This is a genomic window from Streptomyces bambusae (genome assembly GCF_020532645.1).
GTDB lineage: Bacteria > Actinomycetota > Actinomycetes > Streptomycetales > Streptomycetaceae > Streptomyces > Streptomyces bambusae.
On record NZ_JAJAUZ010000045.1, the window covers coordinates 29,414 to 54,025 of the forward strand.

At 74.7% G+C, this 24,612-nt stretch carries 22 protein-coding genes; 12 read left to right on the forward strand and 10 right to left on the reverse strand.

Going from position 1 to position 24,612, the window contains the following annotated elements; all coding sequences use genetic code 11:
- The first annotated feature begins 10 nt into the window (after positions 1-10).
- The gene (locus tag LG634_RS26630; RefSeq protein WP_226737107.1) at positions 11-1,150 is read left to right on the forward strand and encodes a PucR-like N-terminal domain-containing protein; all 1,140 of its coding nucleotides are present in this window, start codon (positions 11-13) and stop codon (positions 1,148-1,150) included.
- Positions 1,151-1,236: 86 nt separating this feature from the next.
- On the opposite strand, the gene exaC is transcribed toward LG634_RS26630, so the two are convergent.
- From exaC to LG634_RS26650, 4 genes are all read right to left on the reverse strand, one after another.
- Positions 1,237-2,760, reverse strand: coding sequence for an acetaldehyde dehydrogenase ExaC (exaC, locus tag LG634_RS26635; protein ID WP_226737109.1), 1,524 nt, complete (start codon positions 2,758-2,760; stop codon positions 1,237-1,239).
- Positions 2,761-2,896: 136 nt separating this feature from the next.
- A complete protein-coding gene (locus LG634_RS26640) occupies positions 2,897-4,180 on the reverse strand; it encodes a GAF domain-containing protein (protein WP_226737111.1) in 1,284 nt (427 codons plus the stop codon).
- A 121-nt stretch (positions 4,181-4,301) separates the two neighbouring features.
- The gene (locus tag LG634_RS26645; protein ID WP_226737113.1) at positions 4,302-5,585 is read right to left on the reverse strand and encodes an SWIM zinc finger family protein; all 1,284 of its coding nucleotides are present in this window, start codon (positions 5,583-5,585) and stop codon (positions 4,302-4,304) included.
- Positions 5,582-8,455 (reverse strand): SCO1167/SCO6262 family helicase, encoded by a 2,874-nt coding sequence (locus LG634_RS26650; protein WP_226737115.1) that lies wholly within the window; start codon positions 8,453-8,455, stop codon positions 5,582-5,584. The genes LG634_RS26645 and LG634_RS26650 overlap by 4 nt, the downstream gene beginning before the upstream one ends.
- A 162-nt stretch (positions 8,456-8,617) precedes the next feature.
- On the opposite strand from LG634_RS26650, the gene LG634_RS26655 reads away from it, so the two are divergent.
- Both LG634_RS26655 and LG634_RS26660 read left to right on the forward strand, forming a co-directional pair.
- Entirely contained in the window at positions 8,618-8,800 is a 183-nt protein-coding gene (locus LG634_RS26655) for a tail-anchor membrane protein (RefSeq protein ID WP_226737116.1), read from the forward strand.
- A 53-nt stretch (positions 8,801-8,853) separates the two neighbouring features.
- Positions 8,854-9,396, forward strand: coding sequence for an MOSC domain-containing protein (locus LG634_RS26660; protein WP_226737117.1), 543 nt, complete (start codon positions 8,854-8,856; stop codon positions 9,394-9,396).
- Between the two features lie 66 nt (positions 9,397-9,462).
- On the opposite strand, the gene LG634_RS26665 is transcribed toward LG634_RS26660, so the two are convergent.
- Together LG634_RS26665 and LG634_RS26670 are read right to left on the reverse strand one after the other, a co-directional pair.
- Positions 9,463-9,975, reverse strand: a complete 513-nt coding sequence (locus tag LG634_RS26665) for an SAM-dependent methyltransferase (RefSeq protein WP_226737118.1) — start codon at positions 9,973-9,975, stop codon at positions 9,463-9,465.
- A gap of 49 nt (positions 9,976-10,024) precedes the next feature.
- Complete coding sequence (locus tag LG634_RS26670) at positions 10,025-10,819, reverse strand: hypothetical protein (RefSeq protein WP_226737157.1); 795 nt, start codon at positions 10,817-10,819, stop codon at positions 10,025-10,027.
- A 250-nt stretch (positions 10,820-11,069) separates the two neighbouring features.
- On the opposite strand from LG634_RS26670, the gene LG634_RS26675 reads away from it, so the two are divergent.
- Positions 11,070-12,029: an oxygenase MpaB family protein gene (locus LG634_RS26675; RefSeq protein WP_226737119.1), complete on the forward strand. Its 960-nt coding sequence runs from the start codon at positions 11,070-11,072 to the stop codon at positions 12,027-12,029.
- A gap of 48 nt (positions 12,030-12,077) precedes the next feature.
- Here the strand turns inward: LG634_RS26675 and LG634_RS26680 are convergent, their stop codons facing one another.
- Positions 12,078-12,677, reverse strand: coding sequence for a class I SAM-dependent methyltransferase (locus LG634_RS26680; RefSeq protein WP_226737120.1), 600 nt, complete (start codon positions 12,675-12,677; stop codon positions 12,078-12,080).
- Positions 12,678-12,834: 157 nt separating this feature from the next.
- Here LG634_RS26680 and LG634_RS26685 point away from each other — a divergent pair, with 157 nt between their 5' ends.
- The 7 genes from LG634_RS26685 (at position 12,835) to LG634_RS26715 (ending at position 19,782) form a co-directional block, all read left to right on the forward strand.
- Complete coding sequence (locus LG634_RS26685) at positions 12,835-13,614, forward strand: MHYT domain-containing protein (protein WP_226737121.1); 780 nt, start codon at positions 12,835-12,837, stop codon at positions 13,612-13,614.
- A 48-nt stretch (positions 13,615-13,662) separates the two neighbouring features.
- Positions 13,663-16,530 (forward strand): sensor histidine kinase, encoded by a 2,868-nt coding sequence (locus LG634_RS26690; RefSeq protein WP_226737122.1) that lies wholly within the window; start codon positions 13,663-13,665, stop codon positions 16,528-16,530.
- Between the two features lie 20 nt (positions 16,531-16,550).
- Complete coding sequence (locus LG634_RS26695) at positions 16,551-16,970, forward strand: roadblock/LC7 domain-containing protein (RefSeq protein WP_226737159.1); 420 nt, start codon at positions 16,551-16,553, stop codon at positions 16,968-16,970.
- A 14-nt stretch (positions 16,971-16,984) separates the two neighbouring features.
- The gene (locus tag LG634_RS26700; RefSeq protein ID WP_226737124.1) at positions 16,985-17,413 is read left to right on the forward strand and encodes a DUF742 domain-containing protein; all 429 of its coding nucleotides are present in this window, start codon (positions 16,985-16,987) and stop codon (positions 17,411-17,413) included.
- Positions 17,410-18,036: a GTP-binding protein gene (locus LG634_RS26705; protein ID WP_226737126.1), complete on the forward strand. Its 627-nt coding sequence runs from the start codon at positions 17,410-17,412 to the stop codon at positions 18,034-18,036. The genes LG634_RS26700 and LG634_RS26705 overlap by 4 nt, the downstream gene beginning before the upstream one ends.
- Positions 18,037-18,354: 318 nt before the next feature.
- The gene (locus LG634_RS26710; RefSeq protein WP_226737128.1) at positions 18,355-18,753 is read left to right on the forward strand and encodes a roadblock/LC7 domain-containing protein; all 399 of its coding nucleotides are present in this window, start codon (positions 18,355-18,357) and stop codon (positions 18,751-18,753) included.
- A 123-nt stretch (positions 18,754-18,876) separates the two neighbouring features.
- On the forward strand, positions 18,877-19,782 hold the full coding sequence (locus LG634_RS26715; protein WP_226737130.1) for a DUF6397 family protein: 906 nt from the start codon (positions 18,877-18,879) through the stop codon (positions 19,780-19,782).
- Here LG634_RS26715 and LG634_RS26720 read toward each other — a convergent pair.
- Genes LG634_RS26720 through LG634_RS26730 form a run of 3 tightly spaced genes read right to left on the reverse strand, consistent with a single transcriptional unit; the run spans position 19,699 to position 23,591 of the window.
- Positions 19,699-20,139: a YchJ family protein gene (locus tag LG634_RS26720; protein ID WP_372482495.1), complete on the reverse strand. Its 441-nt coding sequence runs from the start codon at positions 20,137-20,139 to the stop codon at positions 19,699-19,701. The genes LG634_RS26715 and LG634_RS26720 overlap by 84 nt on opposite strands.
- Positions 20,111-21,001, reverse strand: a complete 891-nt coding sequence (locus tag LG634_RS26725) for an acyl-CoA thioesterase (RefSeq protein WP_226737134.1) — start codon at positions 20,999-21,001, stop codon at positions 20,111-20,113. Before LG634_RS26725 ends, LG634_RS26720 begins: the two co-directional genes overlap by 29 nt.
- Positions 21,002-21,017: 16 nt before the next feature.
- Complete coding sequence (locus LG634_RS26730) at positions 21,018-23,591, reverse strand: DEAD/DEAH box helicase (RefSeq protein WP_226737136.1); 2,574 nt, start codon at positions 23,589-23,591, stop codon at positions 21,018-21,020.
- Positions 23,592-23,674: 83 nt separating this feature from the next.
- Between LG634_RS26730 and LG634_RS26735 the strand changes: the two genes are divergently transcribed.
- Positions 23,675-24,469, forward strand: a complete 795-nt coding sequence (locus LG634_RS26735) for a metal-dependent hydrolase (RefSeq protein WP_226737138.1) — start codon at positions 23,675-23,677, stop codon at positions 24,467-24,469.
- Positions 24,470-24,612: the final 143 nt, after the last annotated feature.

Here is a 24,612-nt window from a genome sequence, read left to right on the forward strand (position 1 = left end):
GGAATAAACCATGAGCTACCCCATCCGGAGGGTCACCGACCTGGCCCTGGATCAGGCAACGGCCACCGCACTCCGGGCTGTGCTGAGGACCACCGCCGACGAGGTCGTCCAAGCGATCATCGACGAGGTCCCTCCCTACGCCAACGCCCTTTCGGGCCGCATGGGCGTCACCATCCGCCGGGCCGTCCGCACCGCCCTGGGGCACTATCTGGACCTCGCGAGCGGGAACGCCACGGGCGGCGACGCCGGTGACGCCGCCTACGAGCTGGGCCGCGGCGAAGTGCGCGACGGGCGTTCGATGGACGCCCTGCTCAGCGCCTACCGCGTGGGCGCCCGCGTGGCCTGGCGATGCCTGGCAGCGGGTGCCGTACCCGCAGGTCTGCCCGCCGCCGAGGTCGCCAAGTTCGCCGAGCTGACCTTCGCCTACATCGACGAGCTCTCCGCTGCGAGCGCCGCGGGCCACGCCGACGAACTGGCCGCCCGGGGCCGGGACCACGAGCGCCACCTGGAACACCTGGCCCGCGACCTCCTCGCCGGCGCGAGCCCGGACGTGCTGCTGGCCTCTGTCCAACGGGCCGGGTGGCAGCCTCCGGTTACGCTGACCGCGGTCCTGCTGCCCGCCGCCCAGGCCCGGCCTGCCTACCGCGCGCTCGACCCGGGCACCCTCGTCCTCGACGATCTGCCGGACGCCTTCGGTGTCCTGCTCGTCCCCGATGCCGACCGGTCGCATCTCCTGCGGCAGCTGGCCGACCGCAGCGCCGTGGTCGGCCCGGCCCGGCCATGGACCCGTGCATCCGCCTCGTACGCACGAGCCGCACGTGCGCGCTCTCTCTCCTCCGACATCCGCGACACCGAGGACCACCTGCCCGAGCTGGTGCTGAGCGCCGACGTGGACGCGTTCGCAGACCTGCGGGCCCGGGCCCTCGCGCCGCTGCGGACCTTGCCCGTCGCGACCGGGCTGCGGCTGGAGGAGACGTTGCGGGCGTGGCTGCTTCACCAAGGCCGGCGGGACGAGGTGGCGTCGGCGTTGTTCGTCCACCCCCAGACCGTCCGGTACCGGATGTCGCAGCTGCGGGAGCTGTTTCCGGACCTCGCATCGCCACACCGGGTCCTCGAGCTGACGCTGGCGGTCGGTCTTCGGGCCCGCTGACGCGCACGTCGAGCGTCCGCGACCGCAGGCCGCGCCGACGGCGCCTGACAGGCGAAAGCCCGGGTCAGGCGCCGCCTTCCGGGGTCCTAGAAGAAGCCGAGCTTCTTCGGGGAGTAGCTGACCAGGACGTTCTTCGTCTGCTGGTAGTGGTCCAGCATCATCTTGTGCGTCTCGCGGCCGATGCCCGACTGCTTGTAGCCGCCGAAGGCTGCGTGTGCGGGGTAGGCGTGGTAGCAGTTCGTCCAGACGCGGCCGGCCTGGATGGCGCGGCCGGCACGGTAGGCCGTGTTGATGTCGCGGGTCCACACGCCCGCGCCGAGGCCGTACGCCGTGTCGTTGGCGATGCCGATGGCGTCCTCGAAGTCCCGGAAGGAGGTCACCGACACCACGGGGCCGAAGATCTCCTCCTGGAAGATCCGCATGCGGTTGTCGCCCTCGAAGATGGTCGGCTGGACGTAGTACCCGCCCGCGAGTTCACCGTCGTACCGCACCTGCTGACCACCCGTCAGGATCTTCGCGCCCTCCTTCTGGCCGATCTCCAGGTACGACAGGATCTTCGTGAGCTGCTCGGCGGACGCCTGCGCGCCGATCATCGTCTCCGTGTCCAGCGGGTGGCCCGGCACGATCAGCTCGGTGCGGGCGACGGCCGCGTCGAGGAAGTCGCCGTAGCGGCCGCGCTCGATGAGGGCGCGCGACGGGCAGGTGCACACCTCGCCCTGGTTGAGGGCGAACATCGTGAACCCTTCGAGGGCCTTGTCGCGCAGGTCGTCGTCGACGGCCCAGACGTCGTCGAAGAAGATGTTCGGGCTCTTGCCGCCGAGTTCGAGGGTGACCGGCTTCAGGTGCTCGGCCGCGTACTGCATGATCAGCCGGCCGGTGGCGGTCTCCCCGGTGAACGCGATCTTCGCCACGCGGGGGCTGGAGGCGAGCGGCTTGCCGGCCTCCTCGCCGAAGCCGTTGACGATGTTCAGCACGCCCGGCGGCAGCAGGTCCGCCACCAGGCTCAGCCAGAAGTGCACCGACGCCGGGGTCTGCTCGGCCGGCTTGAGCACCACCGCGTTGCCCGCGGCCAGGGCCGGCGCCAGCTTCCACACGGCCATCAGGATCGGGAAGTTCCACGGGATGATCTGGGCGACCACGCCCAGCGGCTCGTGGAAGTGGTAGGCGACCGTGTCGTCGTCGACCTCGCTCAGCGCCCCCTCCTGCGCGCGCAGCGCCCCCGCGAAGTAGCGGAAGTGGTCGATGGCGAGCGGGATGTCGGCGGCGAGCGTCTCCCGGACCGGCTTGCCGTTCTCCCAGCTCTCCGCGACCGCGAGGCGTTCGAGGTTCTGCTCCATCCGGTCGGCGATCCGCAGCAGCACCGCCGACCGCTCGGCCGCCGGCACCCGGCCCCAGCCGGGGGCCGCCGCGTGCGCCGCGTCGAGGGCCCGCTCGACGTCCTCGGCCGTACCGCGGGCGATCTCGGTGAACGGCTGTCCGTTGACGGGCGACGGGTTCTCGAAGTAGCCGCCGCGCGCCGGAGGCACGTACTCCCCGCCGATCCAGTGGTCGTAGCGCGGCGCGTACGACATGATCGCGCCCTCGGTGCCGGGTGCTGCGTAACGGGTCATGCCGGACTCCTCCCACGGGGTGGCGCCGCCCGTCCCTGGCGGGCGCTCGCGGCGAGGCTAGGGAGCGGGACGTTGCACCCACGTTGCGCCGCCGCCCGCCGGGGTCTGCGCCGACGGCGGGAGCTGCCGGGCCCCGTCACCCGCGGAGCTCGGCGTCGAGGCGCCGGGCGCGGGCCAGCGCCGCGGCACCGCGGTCGCCGGGCAGGGCGGCCGCGAGGGCCTGCCACACCGCCAGGTCGTCCTCACCCCACGGCGCGTACGCCCAGTCGGCGAGCAGTCCCGGATCGCCGCGGGCGATCAGCGCCGCCCGCAGCTGGTCGGCGAGCCGCTCGCGCAGCCGTACGATCTCCGGCGCGGCCGACGACGGCAGCAGCGGGCCCGGATAGCCGGCGAGGGCTGCCGAGACCGCACCCACGGCCACCTGCCGGGCGGCCGCCCCGAAGTCGGTCTCGACGGGCGCGGCCAGCCGGTACGGGCGCGAGCGCAGCACATCGGGGCCGAGCAGGGCCCGCAGCCGCGACAGTTCGGCCCGCAGGGTCACCGGCGACACCGATTCGTCCTCGTACAGCCCGATCAGCAGCTCCTCGCCGGACAGGCCGCCCGGATGACGGGAGAGCAGGACCAGGATCTCGCTGTGCCGGCGGCCCAGCCGGATCCGGCGGCCGCCCGCCGCGAACACGGCCTCGTCCCGGCCGAGTGCGAACAGGCCGTCCCGGGCGGCGGGTGGTGCGGGCTCCCGCAGGGCCAGCTGGGACTCCGCGGCCCGGGCCACCGCCCGCACGAAGGCCAGCGAGTGCGGATGGGCCAGGCCCGGACCGCCGGTGACGTCGACGGCGCCGAGCAGCCGGCCGGTCCGCGGGTCGTGCACCGGGGCCGCCGCGCACGTCCACGGATGCACACCCCGGCTGAAGTGTTCGGCCCCGAAGACCTGCACGGGCCGGTCCTCGGCCACCGCGGTGCCCGGTGCGTTGGTGCCCATCACGGACTCGGCCCACCGGGCACCGGGCACGAACCCCAGCCCGTCGGCACGCCGCCGGGTCTGTGCGTGCCCCTCCACCCACAGCAGCCGGCCCCGCGCGTCGCACACCGCCAGCAGGTGCTCGCCACCGGCGGCGAACGCACCGACCAGCTCCCGGAACAGCGGCATCACCGCGGCCAGCGGATGCTTCTCCCGGTAGCTCCGCAGGTCCCCGTCCGAGACGTCGACCCGCGCACTGCACTCGGGACTGACCAGCGCCCGCGCGCACCGCCGCCACGATGCGGCCACCACCTCCCGCACCGCGCCCTCGACCCGCCCCTCGTCGGCGAACGTCCGATGCGCCCGCCGCAACTGCACCTCCCGCTCCGCGGCATCCGCGCCCGCCGGCAGCGCCACCCAGGGATCACCCCCGACGGCCTGCGCACCACCCTCCGCAGTCAACCGACCCTCCCCGCACCCGCCTCGGCGAGCCCTCATCGTCGTGCGGGGCACCGGGACCGGCAAGGGTGCGACCGGCCGGACCGGAGGCGGAACCGGCCAGGTGCCGCAGCCCGCCCGTGCCTCAGGCGTCGCCGAGCACCGCCCAGGCCGACGCCGGATCGGTCTCCGCCGCCCCCGCCGGCTCCCAGTGGCCGCCCTCCTGCCGGTACGGCCACCAGTGCCCGGCCCGGTCCAGGCGCAGCTGCGCCGAACCGTCCGGCGCCGTCCACCGGTTGCCCGCGCACTCCAGCGCCGGCGGGCCGCCGGGCTCGTCCGCCCAGGCGGCCGCGAGGGCCGCCCGCGCGCGGGCGGCCGGTTCCCCGTCCGGCTGCCACGCCTCCTCCAGTACGGACACCGCCGCGGGGCCGCCGTACCGCCAGGCACGGACCGCGCGGGCCAGCCCGGGCCGGTCGCGTCCGCCCGCCGCCGCCAGCCGGGCCAGCACCCGCACGTCCTCCGCCGCGGCCGCCAGCCGTACCAGGTCGTCCGCGAAGGAACGCTCCGGCCGCAGCTCCTGCGCCTCGTGGCCCGGCGCGACGGCGGCCGCCAGCAGCCGGCGGGCCTCCCCGGCCGCCGCCTCCGCGAGGAACTCCACCGCCCCCGGGTCCAGCCCCTCGCCCGGCTCCGCCTCCACGTCCAGCAGCGCCGGCTGCACCGGCCCCGCCGGCACCCGCGGGGGCTCCGGCAGCGGCGGCAGGATCTGCCAGGCCGCGAACGCCTCCGCCGCATCCACCCCCGGCGCCCGCCGCGCCGCACCGTGCGCCCCCGCCACCACCGATGCGCTGCGCTCCCGCAGCGCATCCAGGACCTCGTGCTCACCCAGCCCGCGGAGCAGGAGCAGCAGGAACGGATCCCGGTCCAGCAGCCGCGCCAGCTGGTAGCACAGCGCCGCCGTGTGCGCGCAGTGGTCCCACTCCCCGCAGGCGCACCGCGGATCCAGGTCGCCCGTGCCGGGCAGCAGTTCCACCCCGGCCGCCGCCGCGTCCTGCGCCAGCTCCGGCGGCATCTCGCGGTCGAGCAGCGCCGCGATGTGCCCCGACTCGGCCGCGGCCAGCCCGAGGAAGCGGTCCCACTCGGCCGGACCGAACCGCTGCAGCAGCACGTCCGTCCGGTGCCGGGTGCCGTCCGGATCGGCCACCACCGCGGTCAGCCGGCCCGGCCGCACCGACACCGCACCGACCGCACCGCCGCGCGCGCAACGGCGGCCCCTCTTCAGCTGTTCACCGTCGAGCGCACTGCCCTCCAGCGCCCGCAGCCACGCCTGGCCCCACCAGGTGACCGCGAACCCCCGGCCACGGGCCGGCGGCAGCGCCTCGAAGGTGCGCTCCGGCCCGTCCCCCGCAGCCCCGTCCCCGTACCCGCTCACCGCGGTCCTCCTCCCAGTGCCACCAGCTCCGCCAGCTCCTCGTCGGTCAGTTCCGTCAGCGCGCTCTCGCCGCCCCTGAGCACCGCGTCGGCCAGCGCCCGCTTCCGCTCCAGCAGCCGGGCGATCCGGTCCTCGACCGTGCCCTCGGCGATCAGCCGGTGCACCTGCACCGGCTGCGTCTGCCCGATCCGGTACGCGCGGTCCGTCGCCTGGTCCTCCACCGCCGGGTTCCACCACCGGTCGAAGTGCACGACGTGACCGGCCCGGGTCAGGTTCAGACCGGTGCCCGCCGCACGCAGCGACAGCAGGAACACCGGCGCCGCCCCGGCCTGGAAGGCGTCCACCAGCTCCTGCCGCCGGGCCAGGGGCGTCGCCCCGTGGAGCAGCAGACTGCCGATGCCGCGCTCCGCGAGGTGCCGCTCCACGAGCCGGGCCAGCGCCACGTACTGCGTGAACACCAGCACCGCACCGTCCTCGGCGAGGATTGTGTCCAGCAGCTCGTCGAACAGCTCCAGCTTCCCCGATCGGCCCGCCAGCCGGGGCTGCCGCTCCTTCAGGTACTGCGCCGGGTGGTTGCAGATCTGCTTGAGCGAGGTCAGCAGCTTCACCACCAGCCCGCGCCGCTCGAACCCGTCCGCCGCCGCGATCTCCGCCAGCGTCTCGCGCACCACCGCCTCGTACAGCACGGTCTGCTCCGCCGTCAGCGCCACCGGACGGTCGGTCTCCGTCTTCGCCGGCAGCTCCGGCGCAATGCCCGGATCGGACTTGCGCCGCCGCAGCAGGAACGGGCGCACCAGCGCCGCCAGCCGGGCCGCCGCCTGCGGATCCGTACCGCTCTCCACGCCCGCGTACCGGTTCCGGAAGGCGGACTGACGGCCGAGCAGACCGGGCGTCGTCCAGTCGAGGACGGCCCACAGCTCGGACAGGCTGTTCTCCACCGGCGTGCCGGTCAGCGCCACCCGGGCCCGCGCCCCGATGGTCCGCAGCGCCCGCGCGGTCCCCGACCGCGGATTCTTCACGTGCTGGGCCTCGTCGGCCACGACCAGGCCCCACCGCACGCCGGCGAGGTCCGCCGCGTCGAGGCGCATGGTGCCGTACGTGGTGAGGACGAACCCGTCCCCCGGCCCGTCCGGCAGCCGGCGCCCCGACCCGTGGAAGCGGTGCACCGCGGTGCCGGGCGCGAACCGCTCGATCTCGCGCTGCCAGTTGCCCATCAGGGAGGCCGGGCACACCACCAGAGTGGGCCCGGCGGTCGCCGGGTCCTGCTGCCGGTGCAGGTGCAGGGCGATCAGGGTGACCGTCTTGCCGAGGCCCATGTCGTCGGCGAGGCAGCAGCCCAGCCCCAGCGCGGTGGTCCGGGCCAGCCAGTCCAGGCCGCGCAGCTGGTAGTCCCGCAGGGTGGCGGCGAGCGCCGCGGGGGCCTCCGGCGGGCGGGCACCGGCAGCCTCCGGATCGGCCAGCTGTGCCCGCAGCAGCTCCAGGTCACCGCGCGCGGCCACCGGTACGGGCACGCCGTCCACTTCGGCGGATCCGGTCAGTACGGCGGCCAGCGCATCGACCGGAGCCAGCTTGCCGTCCTGCCGGGTCAGCGCGCGCCGGGCGGCCCGCGGGTCGATCAGCACCCACTGGTCGCGCAGCCGTACGAGCGGACGCTTCGCCTCGGCCAGGCGGTCGAGGTCGGCCCGGCCGATCTCTTCGCCGCCGATCGCGAAGCGCCAGTCGAAGGCGAGCACCGAGCCGGGGGAGAAGAGGGCGGGCGCGGCGCTTCCGCCGCGGACGTCGCGCGGGCCGTCGTCGTCCGGCAGCCCGATCACCGCCCGGGCGGTCAGCTCGCGGGCGAACTGCCGGGGCCAGTGGACCTGGAACCCCTCGGCGGCGAGGGCCTGCCCGGCCCGGCCCAGGAGTTCGGCGACGTCCTCGTCGTCGAGGACCACGGCGTCCGGCACCGCTGCGCCGAGCAGCGGCGCGAGCGGCGGCCACACCCGGACGGCCCGGCGCAGGGCGAGCAGGGCGTCGGGCCGGGGGCCGCCGGCCGCGGCCGTCCCGGGGAGGCCGGCGCGTCCCGTCCACACGTCGGCCGCATCGGCGACCAGAGACGGGTCGGCCAGGCTGTGCAGCTGGAGCACGCCACGGAAGACGGGCCGGGACGGGTCCGCGCCCGGGCCGTCCGCATCCAGGCCGGACACCTCGATCCGCAGGGAGAGCCGGATGCCCGCGTCGTGCGCGGCGGCCACCTCGTCGGCCCAGGCCCGGTGCTCGGGACGGCGGTGCGGGGCCGGCGCCGCGAAGGCGGGGCCGCCCGCGGCCGCCGCTGCGGCGGGCGAGCGCGGCAGGGTGTCGGCGACGGCGTCCAGGAAGGGCCGCAGCAACTCCTCGGGGGCGGGCAGCCGGGCCGGCCCGGCACCCGGCAGCGGCACGCAGTGCGCATCGGGCGGCATGGCCGCGGCCAGGTTCCGCAGCTGCTGGAGGTCGTCGGCGTCGAGCGGGCCGACGCGCCAGGAGTCGTGGCCGCCGGGGGTCAGCCCCGGCAGCAGCAGCCCGCGGGCCGCGAACTCCAGTGCCAGCAGTGCGGCCGCACCCCAGAAGGCCGGCGCGCTGCGGGCCAGGCCGGCGTCGCCGCGCGCGGCTGCCCGGATCCGGGTCAGGAGCGGGAGCGCGGCGCCGACCGGCAGCGTCACCGCCGGAACTGCGGCGGTTTCCAGGGCGGGGGTGAGGACGGTGAGTTCCTCGGCCACGGCCGGACCGGCCGGCACCACGTCCACGAGGCCGCCGTCGGAATCCCAGAAGGCGATCCGGCCGGACCGGGCCGGATCGCCGGGAAGGAAGGCCGCGGAGCAGTGGATCAGGCCGGAGATCTCGTCGTGGAGCACGCGTTCCTCGGATTCGGCTCGGGCCCCGGGGCGCCGGGGCCGCCGAGGGTACCCGAAGCCCTGGGCCCGGCGGGAACGGCACGACGGCCCCGCGCGTTGAAGGTGTCAGGAGGCGGGTCGCCGTGGAGCGCCCGCCGGCTTTGCGGGAAGGGAGGCGCCGCGATGTCGACCCGCGCGAAGGTGGCCGCCGCCGGTGTGGTGGCGGCGGTCGTCCTGTTCTGGACCATCGGATTCTGGCCCGGCCTGCTGGTGCTCATCGGGGTGCCGACGGCCGCCTACTTCATGCTCGACCCCTCGCAGCGGCGCCGGATGAAGGGGCTCTCACGCAAGCAGATAGGCAGGTGACGGCGGCCGGCCGCCAGGACGGGCCGGCTCGAGACGGGGGAGGGCCCGACACCATGAGCGGTTCCGTCACGGCGGTCAGCAGCAACGGCACGTACGGCTTCGGCAAGCCCAACCGCGCGCGCATCACACTCCTCGCCGGCCTCGGCGTCGAGGGCGACGTCCATGCCGGGGTCACCGTCAAGCACCGCTCCCGGGTGGCGCAGGACCCGACCCGGCCGAACCTGCGCCAGGTCCACCTCATCCACCGGGAACTGTTTGACGAGGTCGCGGCCGCGGGCTTCGACGTCACGCCCGGCGCACTCGGCGAGAACGTGACGACCGCCGGCATCGACCTGCTCGGCCTGTCCACCGGCACGCTGCTGCGGATCGGCCCCGAAGCCGTCATCGAGGTCACCGGCCTGCGCAACCCCTGCCGCCAGATCGACGCCTTCCAGGAGGGCCTGCTCAAGCAGGTGGTCGGCCGCACCGACACCGGTGACATCATCCGCCGCTGCGGCATCATGGCCGTCGTCCGCACCACCGGCACCATCCACCCCGGCGACCTCGTCACCGCCGAGCCCCCGTCCGGCCCGCACGTCCCGCTGCAGCCGGTCTGACACGGGCCGTACCCGGCCGGGCGGACGGCGCGCGGTCCCCGGCCGGGCGGACCGTGCACGGCTCCGTCAGTAGTAGTCCCGCATCAGTTCCACGGACCACTGCGCCTGCCGGACCTCGCCGCGCGGGCCGAATTCCGTCAGGTACGGCTTGATGTCGAGCACCGGGGTGCCGTCGACCGCGTCCAGGCCCTCGACGTACACGTCCAGGCCGTCGACCTCGATCAGCCGGCAGCGGGAGACGCCGAGCCGGTTCGGACGGTTCTTGCCGCGCTGGGCGAAGATGCCCACCAGCGGCCAGTCCGCGTTCCCGCGGGGGTGCCGGGCGCCCGTCTCGATCTTCGACTCGGGCACCCGGTCGAAGTGGTAGACGACCTCCAGGTGTGAGAAGTCCGCCAGACCGAACAGGGCCTCGGGCGTGAACTGCTCGGAGTCCAGCCGGATCACGGCGCTCTCCCGGCCCCAGTCGTCGTCGAAGGCCTCGGCGCGGCCGCCCAGCACCCGGCCCACCGGCACACACGTCACCGGCCCGGTGCCCGCCCCGCCGTCGCCCCGCTCCGGCCCGTCCGTCGTCCCCGTCATCCGCACCCCTCCCACGACCTCGAACGTTCACCGTCCATGATCGCAGCGATCAGGCCGGGCGAACAGCGATCTTGTCCAGGGAGTCGAGGAGACCGGGGAGTTCGGGCCCGCGGCCGACCGGGCGCACCTGGCCGGGCTCGTCGTCCAGCAGCACGAAGGCCATGTCGTCGGTCCGGGCGACCATCGACCAGCCCGGCCCGTCCACCCGCAGCGTCCGGGCCTCGCCGGAGGCGAACGCCGACCGGATCCGGCCCACCGGGGGCGGGTTCTGCACGTACGCGTGCGCCTCGTCCAGGACGCGCCGGACCCCGGGATGCCCCGGCCCGCCCGAAGCCCCCTCCGCCGCGGGAGCCACGTACTGCTCCCGCCAGGCCGTCCACTGCTCGGCGATCTCGTCCGCTCCCATGCGCCGCTGGGCGGCCCCCCAGACGTCCGCGCGCGGCGGCGCGAGCGGCACCCGGCCGGTCCCGTCCGCCCCCTGCTCGGGGTCGTGCGGCTCGGGCACTCCCGGCGCGGCCACCGCCAGGTCCAGCGGCCAGCCCGCCAGGGAGGCCACGATGGTGCGGTCGTCGGGCGAGAGGTCGTACTCCATCCCGCAGTCCCAGGAGGCGATGGCCACCGCGACCAGCGAGACGTCGTCGATCACCACGGTCCAGCGCGCACCCGTCTCGTCCTGCCCGAGGACCAGTCCGTACCCCTCGGGGTGGGGATCCAGCCCCAGCGCCCGGCAGGCCTCCGGATAGTCGTCGCCGAACACGCCCGGGAACCGGGCCGGCGTCAGCAGCTGGGCCGAGAGCACGTACAGCGCCCCCTCCTCGCCGCCGTCCGCGTCCGCGCCGTCCACCTGCGCACCGCCCGCGGAGCCGGTGTCCGCCACCGCGCCGCCCGCGTCGACGTCCTCGTCCGTCCCGCTCACGTGCCCTCCCGTTGCCTGTTCGTCGGCGCACCCTAACCAGTGAGTAACCCGGCCGTCGAGAGGCGGCCGGCGGCCATTTCGCCGGCGCCCGCCGCCGGCGCCCCGCGGCACCCCCGCCCGCGCCCCAAGCCCCGGACGTGCACATAGAGTTGGACCTCCGCCACAGAAGGGAACCGCGGTGACGCGCTACGACCGGCTCAAGGAGATCCTCCGGCTCGACCCCGAGCGGGACTTCCTCACGATCCACCGCCTCACCACGACGTACGAATTCCCCTGGGACTACACCCGCGCCCTGGAGCTCGCCCTCTACCGGACGTACGCCGTCCCGAGCATCGGCCGGCTGCTGGCCGAGACCGCCGAGTTCACCTCCCGCCCGCAGCGGCGCTACGACGACACGGCGCTGCTCCTCGACGCGGTGATCGAGCACGGATTCGACAGCGACCAGGGCCGCACCGCGATCCGCCGCGTCAACCAGATGCACCGCAGCTACGACATCACCAACGACGACATGCGGTACGTCTTGTGCACGTTCGTGGTCATCCCGAAGCGCTGGATCGACGCCTACGGCTGGCGCCGGCTGTCCCGCCACGAGCGGACGGCGGCCGCCCGCTATTACGCGACCCTCGGCCGGCACCTGGGCATCAAGGACGTCCCGGGCTCCTTCGAGGAGTTCGAGACCTGCCTCGACGCCTACGAGGCCGAGCACTTCGGCTGGGACGAGGGCGGCCGTAAGGTCTCCGACGCCACCCTCGGCCTGATGGCCTCCTGGTACCCGGCCCCGCTCGCCCCCGCCCTTCGCACCGCGAGCCTGGCCCTCCTCGACGCCCCGCTGCTGCACGCCTTCCGGTACGAGCCGCCGCACCCGGCGGTGCGCACCCTGGTCCGCGGCACCCTGCGGCTGCGCGGCCGGGCGGTGCGCCTGCTGCCGCCGCGCCGGACCCCGCATTACGCCCGCCAGAACCCGGAGATCAAGAGCTACCCGGGCGGGTACGCCCTGTCCGACCTCGGCACGTTCCCGGTCCCGGGGCGCGGGGGCTGCCCGGTCGTCCACGCTCCGGCCGGCGCCGCCGGGGCGCCTGCCACCGCTGCCGCCACCGCCGCCGGGACCGACGCCGGGGCCGACGCCGCGCCGGCCTGACCGGGCTCGGGCGGCACCCCCGGCCGCCGCCCGTGACCGGGGTCCGCGTCAGCCCGCCCGGACCGCCAGCGCGAGGAACCGCGCGTCCTCGTCCGCGTACGACACCAGCTGCCAGCCCGCGGCGGCCAGCACCGGACCGAGGTTCTCCTCGGCCCGCAGGTCGTCCGGCGTGATCTGGCGGCCGTGCCGGGCGGCCAGCGCCCGGCGCCCGATGGCGTGGAACAGCGCCAGCCGCCCGCCCGGCCGCACCACGCGCGCCAGCTCGGCCAGGTCCCGCTCCGGATCGGCCAGGTGCGAGACGAGCCCGGCACCGAACACGGCGTCGAGCGAGGCGTCGGCCAGAGGCAGCCGGGACACGTCGCCGAGCACCAGCAGACCGTCCCGGTCGCGGCCCGCCAGCACCGCCTGCTCCAGCATGGCCGCGGTCAGGTCGAGACCGATCACGGTGCCCTCCGGCCCGACCGCGCCGCGCAGGTACGGCAGGGCCCGCCCGGTGCCGCACCCCGCGTCGAGCACCCGGTCACCGGGCCGCAGGCCCATCTCGGCCACGCCGACCGCGAACCTGGGCCCGTCGTCCGGGAACCTGCCGTCCCAGCCGGCGGCGCGCACACCGAAGAACTCCTGGACTCGTGTGGGGTCATCGCTCATGCGTCCATGATCCCCCACCGGAATCCGCCCCCACCGTGCGCAGCCCGCCACCGGAAGTGACCGACCGATCGGGCCCGAACGTATCTCTGTCATATTCCATCGGTTTTCGAAATGCGCCCCTTGTTCGTGCCCTCACCCGGACTAGCGTCCCGGGGCCATGGGACACCTGGACCACGCAGCCTTCGGCTGGCTCACTCCCGTGCTGTCATACGTGATGGCCTCCATCGGCGCGGCCCTCGGGCTGCGCTGCACCGTCCGCGCGCTCGCCGCCACCGGACGCTCCCGGCGCAACTGGCTGCTCACCGCCGCCTCCGCCATCGGCACCGGCATCTGGACCATGCACTTCGTGGCCATGCTCGGCTTCAGCGTCACCGGCACCGAGATCCACTACAACGTGCCGCTGACCGTCCTCAGCCTGCTCGTCGCCGTGGCCGTCGTCGGCGCCGGCGTCTTCGCCGTCGGCTACGGCAAGGACCGGGGCCGCGCCCTCGTCCTCGGCGGCCTCACCACCGGACTCGGCGTCGCCAGCATGCACTACCTCGGCATGGCGGCCCTCCGGCTGCACGGCAAGGTCACCTACGACCCGCTCGTCGTCGGACTCTCCGTCGCCATCGCGGTCGTCGCCGCCACCGCGGCCCTCTGGGCCGCCCTGAACATCAGGTCGCCGGTCGCCGTGGCCGTCGCCTCCCTGGTCATGGGCGCCGCCGTCAGCAGCATGCACTACACCGGCATGACGGCCGTCGGCGTCGAGGTCACCCCCTCGGACGCCGCCCTCCCCGGCGCCACGGCGATGCAGTTCATCTTCCCCCTCGCGGTCGGTCTCGGCTCCTACCTCTTCCTCACCTCCGCCTTCGTCGCCCTCTCCCCGACCGCCGACGAACGTGCCGCCTCCGCCACCGCGCAGCGCCTCGGGGAGGAAGCCGCGAGCGCGCACTGAGGCCCGCACCGCCGCACCACCCGCACCGCCACCCGGAACGAGGAGCCCATGCGCACACCCCGCAGCACCCCGGACGCCGACGCGTCCCGGCTGCCCGCAGCACCGGCGCGCGGCCGCCGGGCCCACGCCGGGCCGCCGGCCGAAGAGGACCCGGCCGAGGCCGCAGCCCCGCCGCCCCGCGCCTTCCCGGCCGGCGCCCCCGCTGCGGCCGGGCCGGTGCGGCGCCAGAGACTGCGGCCCGGCACCGTCCGCGCGAAGATCGTCTCGCTGCTCATGGTCCCCGTGGTGTCCCTCCTCGCCCTCTGGGCCTTCGCCACCGTCAGCACCGCCCAGGACATCGCCCGCCTCGGCCGCATCCAGCGCGTCGACCGGGAACTGCGCCTCCCCCTCGGCGCAGCGGTCACCGCCCTCCAGGCCGAACGCCGGGCGGCCGTGCGCCGGCTGGCCGAGCCCGGCCCCGACCGCGCCGCCGCCCTGGCCGAACAGGGCCGCCGTACCGACGCCGCCGTCGCCCGGCTCCGCCTCGGCGACCGGCACACCGTCGCCGACTCCGGTGACCACCCGGCCGCCGTCGCCGTCCGGCTCCGCGAGTTCGTCGCCGCTGCAGAAACGCTTTCTCGCGTACGCGCCGGCATCGAGGCCCGCACGACCGGCCGCGACACCGCCTTCGAGCAGTACACCGAGGTCGTCGCCGCCGCCTTCGCCACCCTCGGCAGCCTCACCGGCGGCGCGGCTGCCGAGGGCGCGGCGCACGCCTCCGAGGCCCGCGTCCTCCTGGAACTCGCCCGCGCCCGCGAGCACCTGGCCCGTGAGGACGCCGTCCTGGCCGGCCGCTCCGGCCGCACCCCACTGGCCGCCGCGGACCTGCGGCGTTTCACCGCGGCCGCCGAAAGCCGCCGCACCCTGACCGCGTCCGCCGCCGCGGACCTCCCCGGCGCCCCGCGCACCCGGTGGCAGGCAGCCGCCAAGAGCGCCGCGTACGCCGCCCTCACCGCCGCCGAGGACCGGCTGCTGACCGCGGCAGTCGACCCGCGGCAGGATGCCGACCGGGCCGTGCCGGCCGGCTGGGACGGGGCGGCCGCCGAGGTCGCGACGGCCATGCGCGCCGTCGAGGACGAGGCCCGGGCCGCCGCCGCCGACCGCTCCGACCCGTTCGCCGAGGGAGTGCTCGGCGTGGCCGGCGCCGCCGTGCTGTTCGGACTCGCGGCCGTGGCCGCCTCGCTGGTCATCTCCGTGCGCATCGGCCGCGCCCTCGTCGTCGAGCTGGTCGCGCTCCGCAACGGAGCCCTGGAGATCGCCCACCGCAAGCTCCCCGGCGCCATGGAGCGGCTGCGCGCCGGACAGGAGGTCGACGTCACCGCCGAAGCCCCCGTCGGTGCCCCGGCCGACGACGAGATCGCCCAGGTCGGGGCGGCCCTGGCCACCGTCCACCGGGCCGCCCTGAGCGCCGCCGTGGAACGTGCCGAGCTGGCCAGCGGCGTCTCCGGGGTCTTCGTCAACCTCGCCCGCCGCAGCCAGGTGCTCGTCCACCGCCAGCTCACCCTCCTGGACTCGATGGAGCGCCGGGCCGACGACCCGGGCGAACTCGGCGACCTCTTCCGCCTCGATCACCTCACCACCCGCATGCGCCGCCACGCGGAGAGCCTGATCATCCTCTCCGGTGCCGCCCCGGGCCGGGCCTGGCGGATGCCGGTCCCCCTCACCAACGTCGTCCGGGCGGCCGTGTCCGAGATCGAGGACTACCCGCGGGTCGAGGTGCGGCAGCTCGCCGAGGCCGCCGTGGCCGGCGCCGCCGTCGCCGACCTCACCCACCTGCTCGCCGAACTCATCGAGAACGCCACCCAGTTCTCGCCCCCGCACACCAAGGTCCGGGTCAGCGGCGAACCGGTCGGCAACGGCTACGTGCTCGAAGTGGAGGACCGCGGCCTGGGCATGGGGCGCGGCACCCTCGCCGAGGCCAACCGGCGCATCGAGCAGTCCGAGGCCCTCGACCTGTTCGACAGCGACCGCCTCGGGCTCTTCGTGGTCAGCCGGCTCTCCGCCCGGCACGGGGTCAAGGTGCACCTGCGGACCTCCCCGTACGGCGGCACCACCGCCGTGGTCCTGCTGCCGACCGCCCTGCTCCAGGGCGCCCTCCCGCCGGGCAGCAGGCAGGGCGCCGGGGCGGCCCCCGAGCAACCGGAACCCGGCGGTACGGCGGCGGAAGCGGAAGCGTTCGGCCGGCCCGCCACAGCCGCCAGCCGGGCACGGGAGGCCGCAGGCGGCGGCCTTGCCCCGGGGGGCGCCGAGGCCGGGGGCTTCGCCGCGGTCCGCTCCGGCGCAGAACCGGAACCGGAACTGCGGCCGGGGCCGGCCTTCCGGCCCGGACCCGTTCCTGCCGCCGGCCCCGGCCCCGGCAGCGCTCCGTCCCTCCGCCCCGGTTCCGCTCCGGCCGCCCTTCCCGGGGACCGGACGGCCGCCGGGCCCGGCGCGCGCCCCGAGCCGCCGGGCCCGGCCGGGGCGGACCGGCCCGCCCCGGAGCAGGCCCCGGCTCCTGTGGCCACGCTGCGACCCCGCGGACCGGGAGGTTCCGGGCCCCGTACCGTCCTGCGGGCCACCGGACCCGTACCCCTGCCGGCCGGCATCGGAGGGGTCGCACCGGGCGGTGCGAACGGCCGCCCCGAGCCCGCGGCCGGCGTCACGGACCTGCCCCGCCGGGTCCGCCAGGCCAGCCTGGTGCCGCAGCTGCGCGAAGCCCCCGCCCCGGCCGCCCCCGCATCCTCGGGGACCGGCGAGGCCGGGGACCCGTACGGGCGCAGCCCCGAAGAGGCCCGCAGCCGGATGGCGGCCTACCGCGCCGGCTGGGCCCGCGGCGCGGCCGAGGTGCGCGGCACCGGACCCCGCGGCGCCGCGGGCAGCGAAGGAGAACACTCGTGATCGAACATCAGGGGACCGACATGGACACTGCACGGCGTTCCGGCGAGCTGGACTGGCTGCTGGACGACATGGTGGGCCGGGTGCGCGAGGTACGGCACGCGGTGGTGCTCTCCAACGACGGCCTGGCGGTGGGTGCTTCGAGCGCGCTCAGCCGCGAGGACGCCGAGCACCTGGCCGCCGTGGCCTCCGGCTTCCACAGCCTGGCCAAGGGCGCGGGCCGGCACTTCCGCACCGGGGGCGTGCGCCAGACGATGGTGGAGATGGACGACGGCTTCCTGTTCGTCGCCGCTGCCGGAGACGGGTCCTGCCTCGCCGTGCTCAGCGCGGCCACCGCCGACATCGGCCTGATCGCCTACGAGATGGCCCGGCTCGTCAAGCGGGTCGGCGAACACCTCTACCAGCCGCCGCGCTTCGCCGCCCGGCCGCCGGCCGCGGGCTGAGGGCGGCCGGGTCCATGACCGGGTTCAGCAGCGAAACGGCCAGGGGAGCGGGCGCCGGGCCCGTGGACGGCCGCTGGTTCGACGCCGAGGCGGGCCCCCTGGTCCGCCCGTACGCGATGACCGGCGGCCGTACCAAGCCGGGCCCGAGCGGGGTCCGCTTCGACCTCATCGCCCTGGTCGTCGTCGAACCGGACGGCCTCGACGCGGCCGCCGAGTCCCTGCTCGGGCCGGAGCACCGGGCGCTCCTGGCGCTGTGCCGGTCGGAGACCCAGTCGGTGGCGGAGCTGTCCGCGGACGCCGACCTCCCGGTGGGCGTGGTGCGGGTCCTGCTCGGGGACCTGCTGGAGGCGGGGCACGTGCGGGTGAGCCGGCCGGTGCCCCCGGCGCAGCTGCCGGACGAGCGGATCCTGCGGGAAGTCATCGAAGGGTTGAGAGCGCTGTGACGGGACAAGGCGTGGCCGCGGGCGAGGAGCCGGAGCAGACGGCCCTCGCGCTGAAGATTCTGGTGGCCGGTGGCTTCGGCGTCGGGAAGACCACCCTGGTCGGGGCGGTCAGCGAGATCCGGCCGCTGCGGACGGAGGAACTGCTCAGCGAGGCCGGTGAACTGGTCGACGACACGGGCGGGGTGGACCAGAAGACCACCACCACGGTGGCCATGGACTTCGGGCGCATCACCATCCGTTCCGGACTCTCCCTCTACCTGTTCGGGACGCCCGGGCAGGACCGCTTCTGGTTCCTGTGGGACGAGCTGTCCCAGGGGTCGCTGGGGGCTGTGGTGCTCGCGGACACCCGACGCCTGGAGGACTGCTTCCCGGCCGTCGACTACTTCGAGCACCGGCACATCCCGTTCGTCGTGGCCGTCAACTGCTTCGCCGGGGCCCGCACCTACGGCGCCCACGAGGTGTCGCAGGCGCTGGACCTGGAACGGGGTACTCCGGTGGTGCTGTGCGACGCCCGGGACAAGGACTCGGGCAAGGAGGTGCTGATCCGGCTGGTCGAATACGCCGGGCGCGTGCACACCGCCCGGCTGCTCGACGCCGTGGAGAGCCGCACCGGCACCGTGTGAACCGTCTTCCGCCGCGGCTCCGGAACGGCGGCAACGGCGGGCCGGATTGCGCCTCTTGACGGGACCGGCGGGCAGGGTGCAGGCGCCCGGGTCCAGGTCGCGCAGCCGGCGGACGGACCCGACCGGCCCCCGACGGGCCGTACGTACGCACGGAGTCTGCCGGTTCGGGCGGAATGCGCGGCGGGCTCCGGACACTCCTCTTGAGTCATTCTCCGCCCGGGCGACCATCCTCCTTGCCCGAAAGCCGCTGGTGGGGAAGGCTGGCTGGACAGGACCGCGGGAACGGGGGCGACCGCGCGAAGGGGGAGGGCTTTCGACATGGCGCTGGACAAGCAGCTCGACTGGCTGCTCGACGATCTGACCCGGCGGGTCCACCAGGTGCGGCACGCGGTGGTGCTGTCCAACGACGGACTGGTGACCGGGTCCAGCAGCAGCCTCGAACGCGCGGACGCGGAGCACCTCGCGGCCGTCTCGTCCGGCCTGCAGAGCCTGGCCAAGGGTTCCGGGCGGCACTTCGGTGCGGGCCGGGTGCGGCAGACGATGGTCGAGTACGACGAGGGCGTGCTCTTCGTCATGGCCGCCGGCGAGGGCAGTTCGCTGTGCGTGCTGAGCGCCGCGGAGGCGGACATCGGCCACGTGGCATACGAGATGACGCTGCTGGTCAACCGGGTCGGCGAACACCTCGGGGTGACCGAGCGGGACCGCGGCGGGGTGTAGCCCGAGCGGGCGCCGAGGGCCGCCCGCCCGGGTTTTCCACAGGCCGGGCGGGGTGTCGTCACGTTGGGTTACGGTCTTCACACAGAGTCAGGGATGGCTGCGGAGCGTGTGGAGGGGGCCGTGATGAAGCGTGCGATGACGTGCTACGGGACGGTGCGCAGGGGGCCGGGCGGGACGGACGGGGCGCCGCGCGGTACGGCGGACCGGGGGATGGTCAGCGGTGCCCGGGCGGCCGCCGAACTGGGGCTGCGGCGCGGGGAGTTCCAGACCGCCGTGCAGCTCGGCCTGGTCCGGGCTGCGGCCCGCGGACCGGACGGCGTGCCCCGCTGGCCGCGCACCGAACTGGCACGGGTCGGCGCCCTCGACGGCTTCCCGGACGCACTGCGGGAACAGGTGCGGACCATCGGCACGATGCCGGCGGCCGCCCTCCTCGGCACCAGCCCCGGCCGCTTCACCCGGCTCGCCCGCTGCGGCCACCTCACCCCGGCCGCCTACCGGATCAACCGGTACCGGGTCGTCGTCTGGTCCTATCTGGCCGCGGAGGTCGGGGAGTTCGCGCGGCGCAGGCCCGAGCTGCTGCGCGGCCCGGCACCCGCCCGGGACCGCGAAGGGCTCGCCGCCGGGACGGACCTGCGGGCCCGCGGCTGGCGGCTGCGGCGCACCGGACAACTCCTGCGCGCCTGCACCGACCCGTGGGAGCGGGCGGCGGTCCTGGCCGCTCCGCTGCCCCCGCACACCGTGGCCGAGGACGTGCCGGACGGGCGCGAACGCATCCTCCTGGCAGCCCTCGCGCCCGCCCGCCCCTACGGCCACCCGGTCCGGCCCGCCGCCGCGGAGGTCGCCGGCCGGCTGCTGCGGGTGCAGCAGCCCGACGAGGCGCAGTGGTACCGCCGCGGTCTGCTGCTCGCCCTGGAACGGGCCAGATCGGCTGCGCCGGGGACCGCGTCAGTCGAAGACGACGGGCTCCAGGGGGCCGACATAGACCCACGCGCCGTCCACCCGGGAGAACTCGCTGTGCTCGTGCAGTGAGCCGCGGTGCCCGCCCTCGCGGTAGTGCGCCCGGAACTCCACGGCCCCCTCCGTCTCGAACATGCCGCCACGCTCGGTGCCGAGGACCTCCAGCCGCTCCCAGACCTGTCCCGGGTCGAGGTCCAGCCGGCCGGGCCGGGTGTCCGGATGCCAGGAGCGCATCAGGTAGGCAGTGTCGCCGACCGCGAACGCGCTGAACCGCGAACGCATCAGCAGCTCGGCGGTGGGCGCCTGCCGGGCCCCGGAGTGGAAACGCCCGCAGCAGTCCGCGTAGGCGGCGGGCAGCCCGCAGGGGCAGGGGGAGGGGGCGGAGCTCATGGGGGCAGGGTCATCCCTTCTTCGATGACGTGGCGGCATACGGGCGGAAGAGACCTTCCTGGACCACCGAGACCAGCAGCCGGCCCTCGATGTCGTAGATCCGGCCGCGGGCCAGCCCCCGGCCGCCGTGCGCGATGGGGGACTCCTGGTCGTACAGGAACCACTCGTCGGCGCGGAACGGGCGGTGGAACCACATGGCGTGGTCCAGGGACGCCATGTCGAAACCGCGCACCCCCCACAGGGGCTCCACGGGGATGCGCACGGCATCGAGGAGGGTCATGTCACTGGCGTAGGTCAGCGCGCAGGTGTGCACCAGCGGGTCGTCGCCCAGCGGGCCCACCGCGCGCATCCACACCGCGCTGCGCGGATCGGCGTCCTTCAGCTCCTCGGGCGTCCAGCGCAGCCGGTCCACGTAACGGATGTCGAAGGGCTGCCGGCGGGCCATCCGCTCCAGCGCCTCGGGCAGCGCCCCGAGGTGCTCGCGGATCTCGTCGGCCACCTTCGGCAGTTCATCAGGGTGCGGGAAGTCGAGGCGGGGCGGCAGCTGGTGCTCGATGCTGCCCTCCTCCGGTTGGTGGAAGGAGGCGGTGAGGTTGAAGATCGTGCGGCCCTGCTGGACCGCGGTGACCCGGCGGGTGGTGAAGGAACGTCCGTCGCGGACCCGCTCCACCTGGTACACGATCGGCACCCCGGGAATGCCGGGGCGCAGGAAGTACGCGTGCAGCGAGTGGACCGGCCGGTCCCCCTCGGTGGTCCGGCCGGCGGCCACCAGGGCCTGGCCGGCCACCTGCCCGCCGAAGACCCGCTGGAGGGACTCCTGGGGGCTGCGGCCACGGAAGATGTTCACCTCGATCTGTTCGAGGTCGAGCAGGTCGACGAGTCTCTCCGCCGGGTTGGTCATGGCGCCTCCTGTGTCCTCAGAGCTGTCCGACCGAGGTGACGCGGACCACGGCGCGGCCCTCGTCGTCCGAGGCGGCGAGGTCGACCTCGGCGCTGATGCCCCAGTCATGGTCGCCGTTCGGGTCGGCGAAGGTCTGCCGGACGCGCCACAGCCCGTGGGCCGGGTCCTCCTCGATCGCGAGCAGCTTCGGCCCGCGGGCGTCCGGCCCGGTGCCGAGGTCCTCGTACTCGTCCCAGTAGGCGTCCATGGCGTCGCCCCACCGGTCGGCGTCCCAGCCGGCCTCGCCGTCGAGGGCGCCGAGTTCCTCGACGTTGTCGAGGGCCGCCAGCTCCACCCGCCGGAACATCGCGTTGCGCACCAGCACCCGGAAGGCCCGCGCGTTGGTGGTGACCGGCTTGACCTCCTCGGCCTTCTCCTGGGCCTGCTCGGCGGTCTCCACCTCGGGGTTGGCGAGCTGCTCCCACTCGTCGAGGAGGCTGGAGTCGACCTGCCGGACCATCTCGCCGAGCCAGGCGATGAGGTCCTCCAGGTCCTCCGACTTCAGGTCGTCGGGGATGGTGTGGTCCAGGGCCTTGTATGCGCTCGCCAGGTAGCGGAGCACGATGCCCTCGGTGCGGGCCAGCTCGTAGAAGGAGGTGAACTCGGTGAAGGTCAGCGCCCGCTCGTACATGTCGCGGATGATCGACTTGGGGGAGACCGGGTGGTCGCCCACCCACGGGTGGCTCTTGCGGTACACGTCGTAGGCGTGCAGCAGCAGTTCTTCGAGCGGCTTCGGATAGGTGACGTCCTGCAGACGCTCCATCCGCTCCTCGTACTCGACGCCGTCGGCCTTCATGGCGTTGACGGCCTCGCCGCGGGCCTTGTTCTGCTGGGCGGCCAGGATCTGGCGCGGGTCGTCCAGAGTGGACTCGACCACCGACACCATGTCGAGGGCGTACGAGGGCGATTCCGGGTCGAGCAGGTCGAAGGAGGCCAGCGCGAACGTGGACAGCGGCTGGTTCAGTGCGAAGTCCTGCTGGAGGTCCACCGTCAGCCGGATGGTGCGGCCCTCGGCGTCGGGGGTGTCGAGCTGCTCGACGACCCCGCCGTCCAGCAGCGACCGGTAGATGGCGATGGCCCGCCGGATGTGCCGCAGCTGGTTCTTGCGCGGCTCGTGGTTGTCCTCCAGGAGCCGCCGCATCGCCTCGAAGGCGTTGCCCGGCCGGGCGATCACCGACAGGAGCATGATGTTGGTGACCTTGAACCGGGAGGTCAGCGGCTCCGGTTCGGCGCCGATCAGCTTCTCGAAGGTGGTGTCGCTCCAGGCCACGAAGCCCTCGGGAGCCTTCTTGCGGACCACCTTGCGGCGCTTCTTCGGGTCGTCGCCGGCCTTCGCCAGCGCCTTCTCGTTCTCGATGACGTGCTCGGGCGCCTGGGCGACCACGAAGCCCGCGGTGTCGAAGCCGGCGCGGCCGGCCCGGCCCGCGATCTGGTGGAACTCGCGGGCCCGCAGCGTGCGGACCCGGGTGCCGTCGTACTTGGTGAGCGCCGTGAACAGCACCGTCCGGATGGGCACGTTGACGCCGACGCCGAGGGTGTCGGTGCCGCAGATGACCTTCAGCAGGCCGGCCTGGGCGAGCTTCTCCACCAGCCGCCGGTACTTGGGCAGCATGCCGGCGTGGTGGACGCCGATGCCGTGCCGGACGTAGCGCGAGAGGTTGCGGCCGAACTTGGTGGTGAAGCGGAAGTTGCCGATCAGCTCGGCGATCCTGTCCTTCTCCTCACGCGTGCACATGTTGATGCTCATCAGCGACTGGGCCCGCTCGACGGCCTGTGCCTGCGTGAAGTGCACGATGTACACGGGCGCCTGCCGGGTCTCCAGCAGCTCGGTGATGGTGTCCGTGATCGGCGTGGTCACGTACTCGTACGACAGCGGGACCGGCCGGGTGGCGGAGCGGACCACGGAGGTCGGCCGGCCGGTGCGGCGGGTCAGGTCCTCCTCGAAGCGGCTCACGTCGCCGAGGGTCGCCGACATCAGGACGAACTGCGCCTGCGGCAGTTCGAGCAGCGGGATCTGCCAGGCCCAGCCGCGGTCCGCCTCGGCATAGAAGTGGAACTCGTCCATGACGACCTGGCCGATGTCGGCGTCCTTGCCGTCGCGCAGCGCGATCGAGGCCAGCACCTCGGCGGTGCAGCAGATCACGGGGGCGTCGGCGTTGACGGAGGCGTCACCGGTGAGCATGCCGACGTTCTCGGTGCCGAACAGCTTGCACAGGTCGAAGAACTTCTCCGACACCAGCGCCTTGATCGGCGCCGTGTAGAAGGTGACCTTGTCCTGCGCCAGCGCCGTGAAGTGGGCACCGGCCGCGACCAGGCTCTTGCCGGAGCCGGTCGGCGTGGAAAGGATCACGTTCGCCCCGGAGACCACCTCGATCAGCGCCTCCTCCTGCGCCGGATACAGGGTGATGCCCTGCTCCTCCGCCCACGAGGAGAAGGCCTCGAAGAGGGCGTCGGGGTCGGCGTTCGGCGGCAGCTGATCAATGAGGGTCACGCCCCCATCTTGCCTGGCTTCACCCCGGAAGAGGGAACCGGAGGACGCAATGAAGATCACCAAAGGTAGGCTGACCCGGCTACCGGGCCCGGCCGACGCCGTCAACAGGGCCCGCACACCACAGACCTGGGGCGGGTACGAGCATGATGGGACCGGCGCACTCCCTGTCCGGCGCGGCGGCCTGGCTGGGGGTGGGGGCGGCGACCGCGGCCGCCGGGCACCCGATGCCCTGGCCGGTGCTCGTGATCGGTGCGCTGATCTGCGCGGGCGCCGCGCTCGCGCCGGACCTGGACCACAAGTCGGCGACCATCTCGCGCGCCTTCGGGCCGCTGTCCCGGGGCCTGTGCGAGATCGTCGACAAGCTCTCCTACGCCGTCTACAAGGCGACCCGCACCACCCGCGACCCGCGCCGCTCCGGCGGCCACCGGACCCTCACGCACACCTGGGTGTGGGCCGTGCTGATCGGCGCCGGTTCCTCGGCGCTCGCCGTCACCGTCGGCCGCTGGGGCGTGCTGGCCCTGCTCTTCGTCCACCTCGTGCTCGCCGTCGAGGGCCTCCTGTGGCGGGCCGCCCGGATGTCCAGCGACGTCCTGGTCTGGCTCCTCGGCGCGACCAGCGCCTGGATCCTGGCCGGGGTGCTCGACCAGCCGGGCAACGGCGCCGACTGGCTGTTCACCGGGCCGGGGCAGGAGTACCTGTGGCTCGGGCTGCCGGTCGTACTGGGCGCCCTCGTGCACGACATCGGGGACGCGCTGACGGTCTCAGGCTGCCCGATCCTGTGGCCCGTGCCGATCGCGGGCAAGCGCTGGTACCCGATCGGCCCGCCCAAGGGGATGCGGTTCCGGGCCGGCAGCTGGGTGGAGCTGAAGGTGCTGATGCCGGCGTTCATGCTCCTCGGCGGCGTGGGCGGCGCCTCCGCCCTCGGCTTCCTGTCCTAGAGGTGCCCGTCCCTCCGGCCTGCCCGTCCCCCCGGCCCGTTCCCGTCGGCGCCGGGCGCCCGGCGCGCCTGTCAGCCCCGCGCCGGGGGCGGGCGTAACAGCCTCGCACCACCGGGCGTGGCGGACTGGCCACGCTCGGTTTG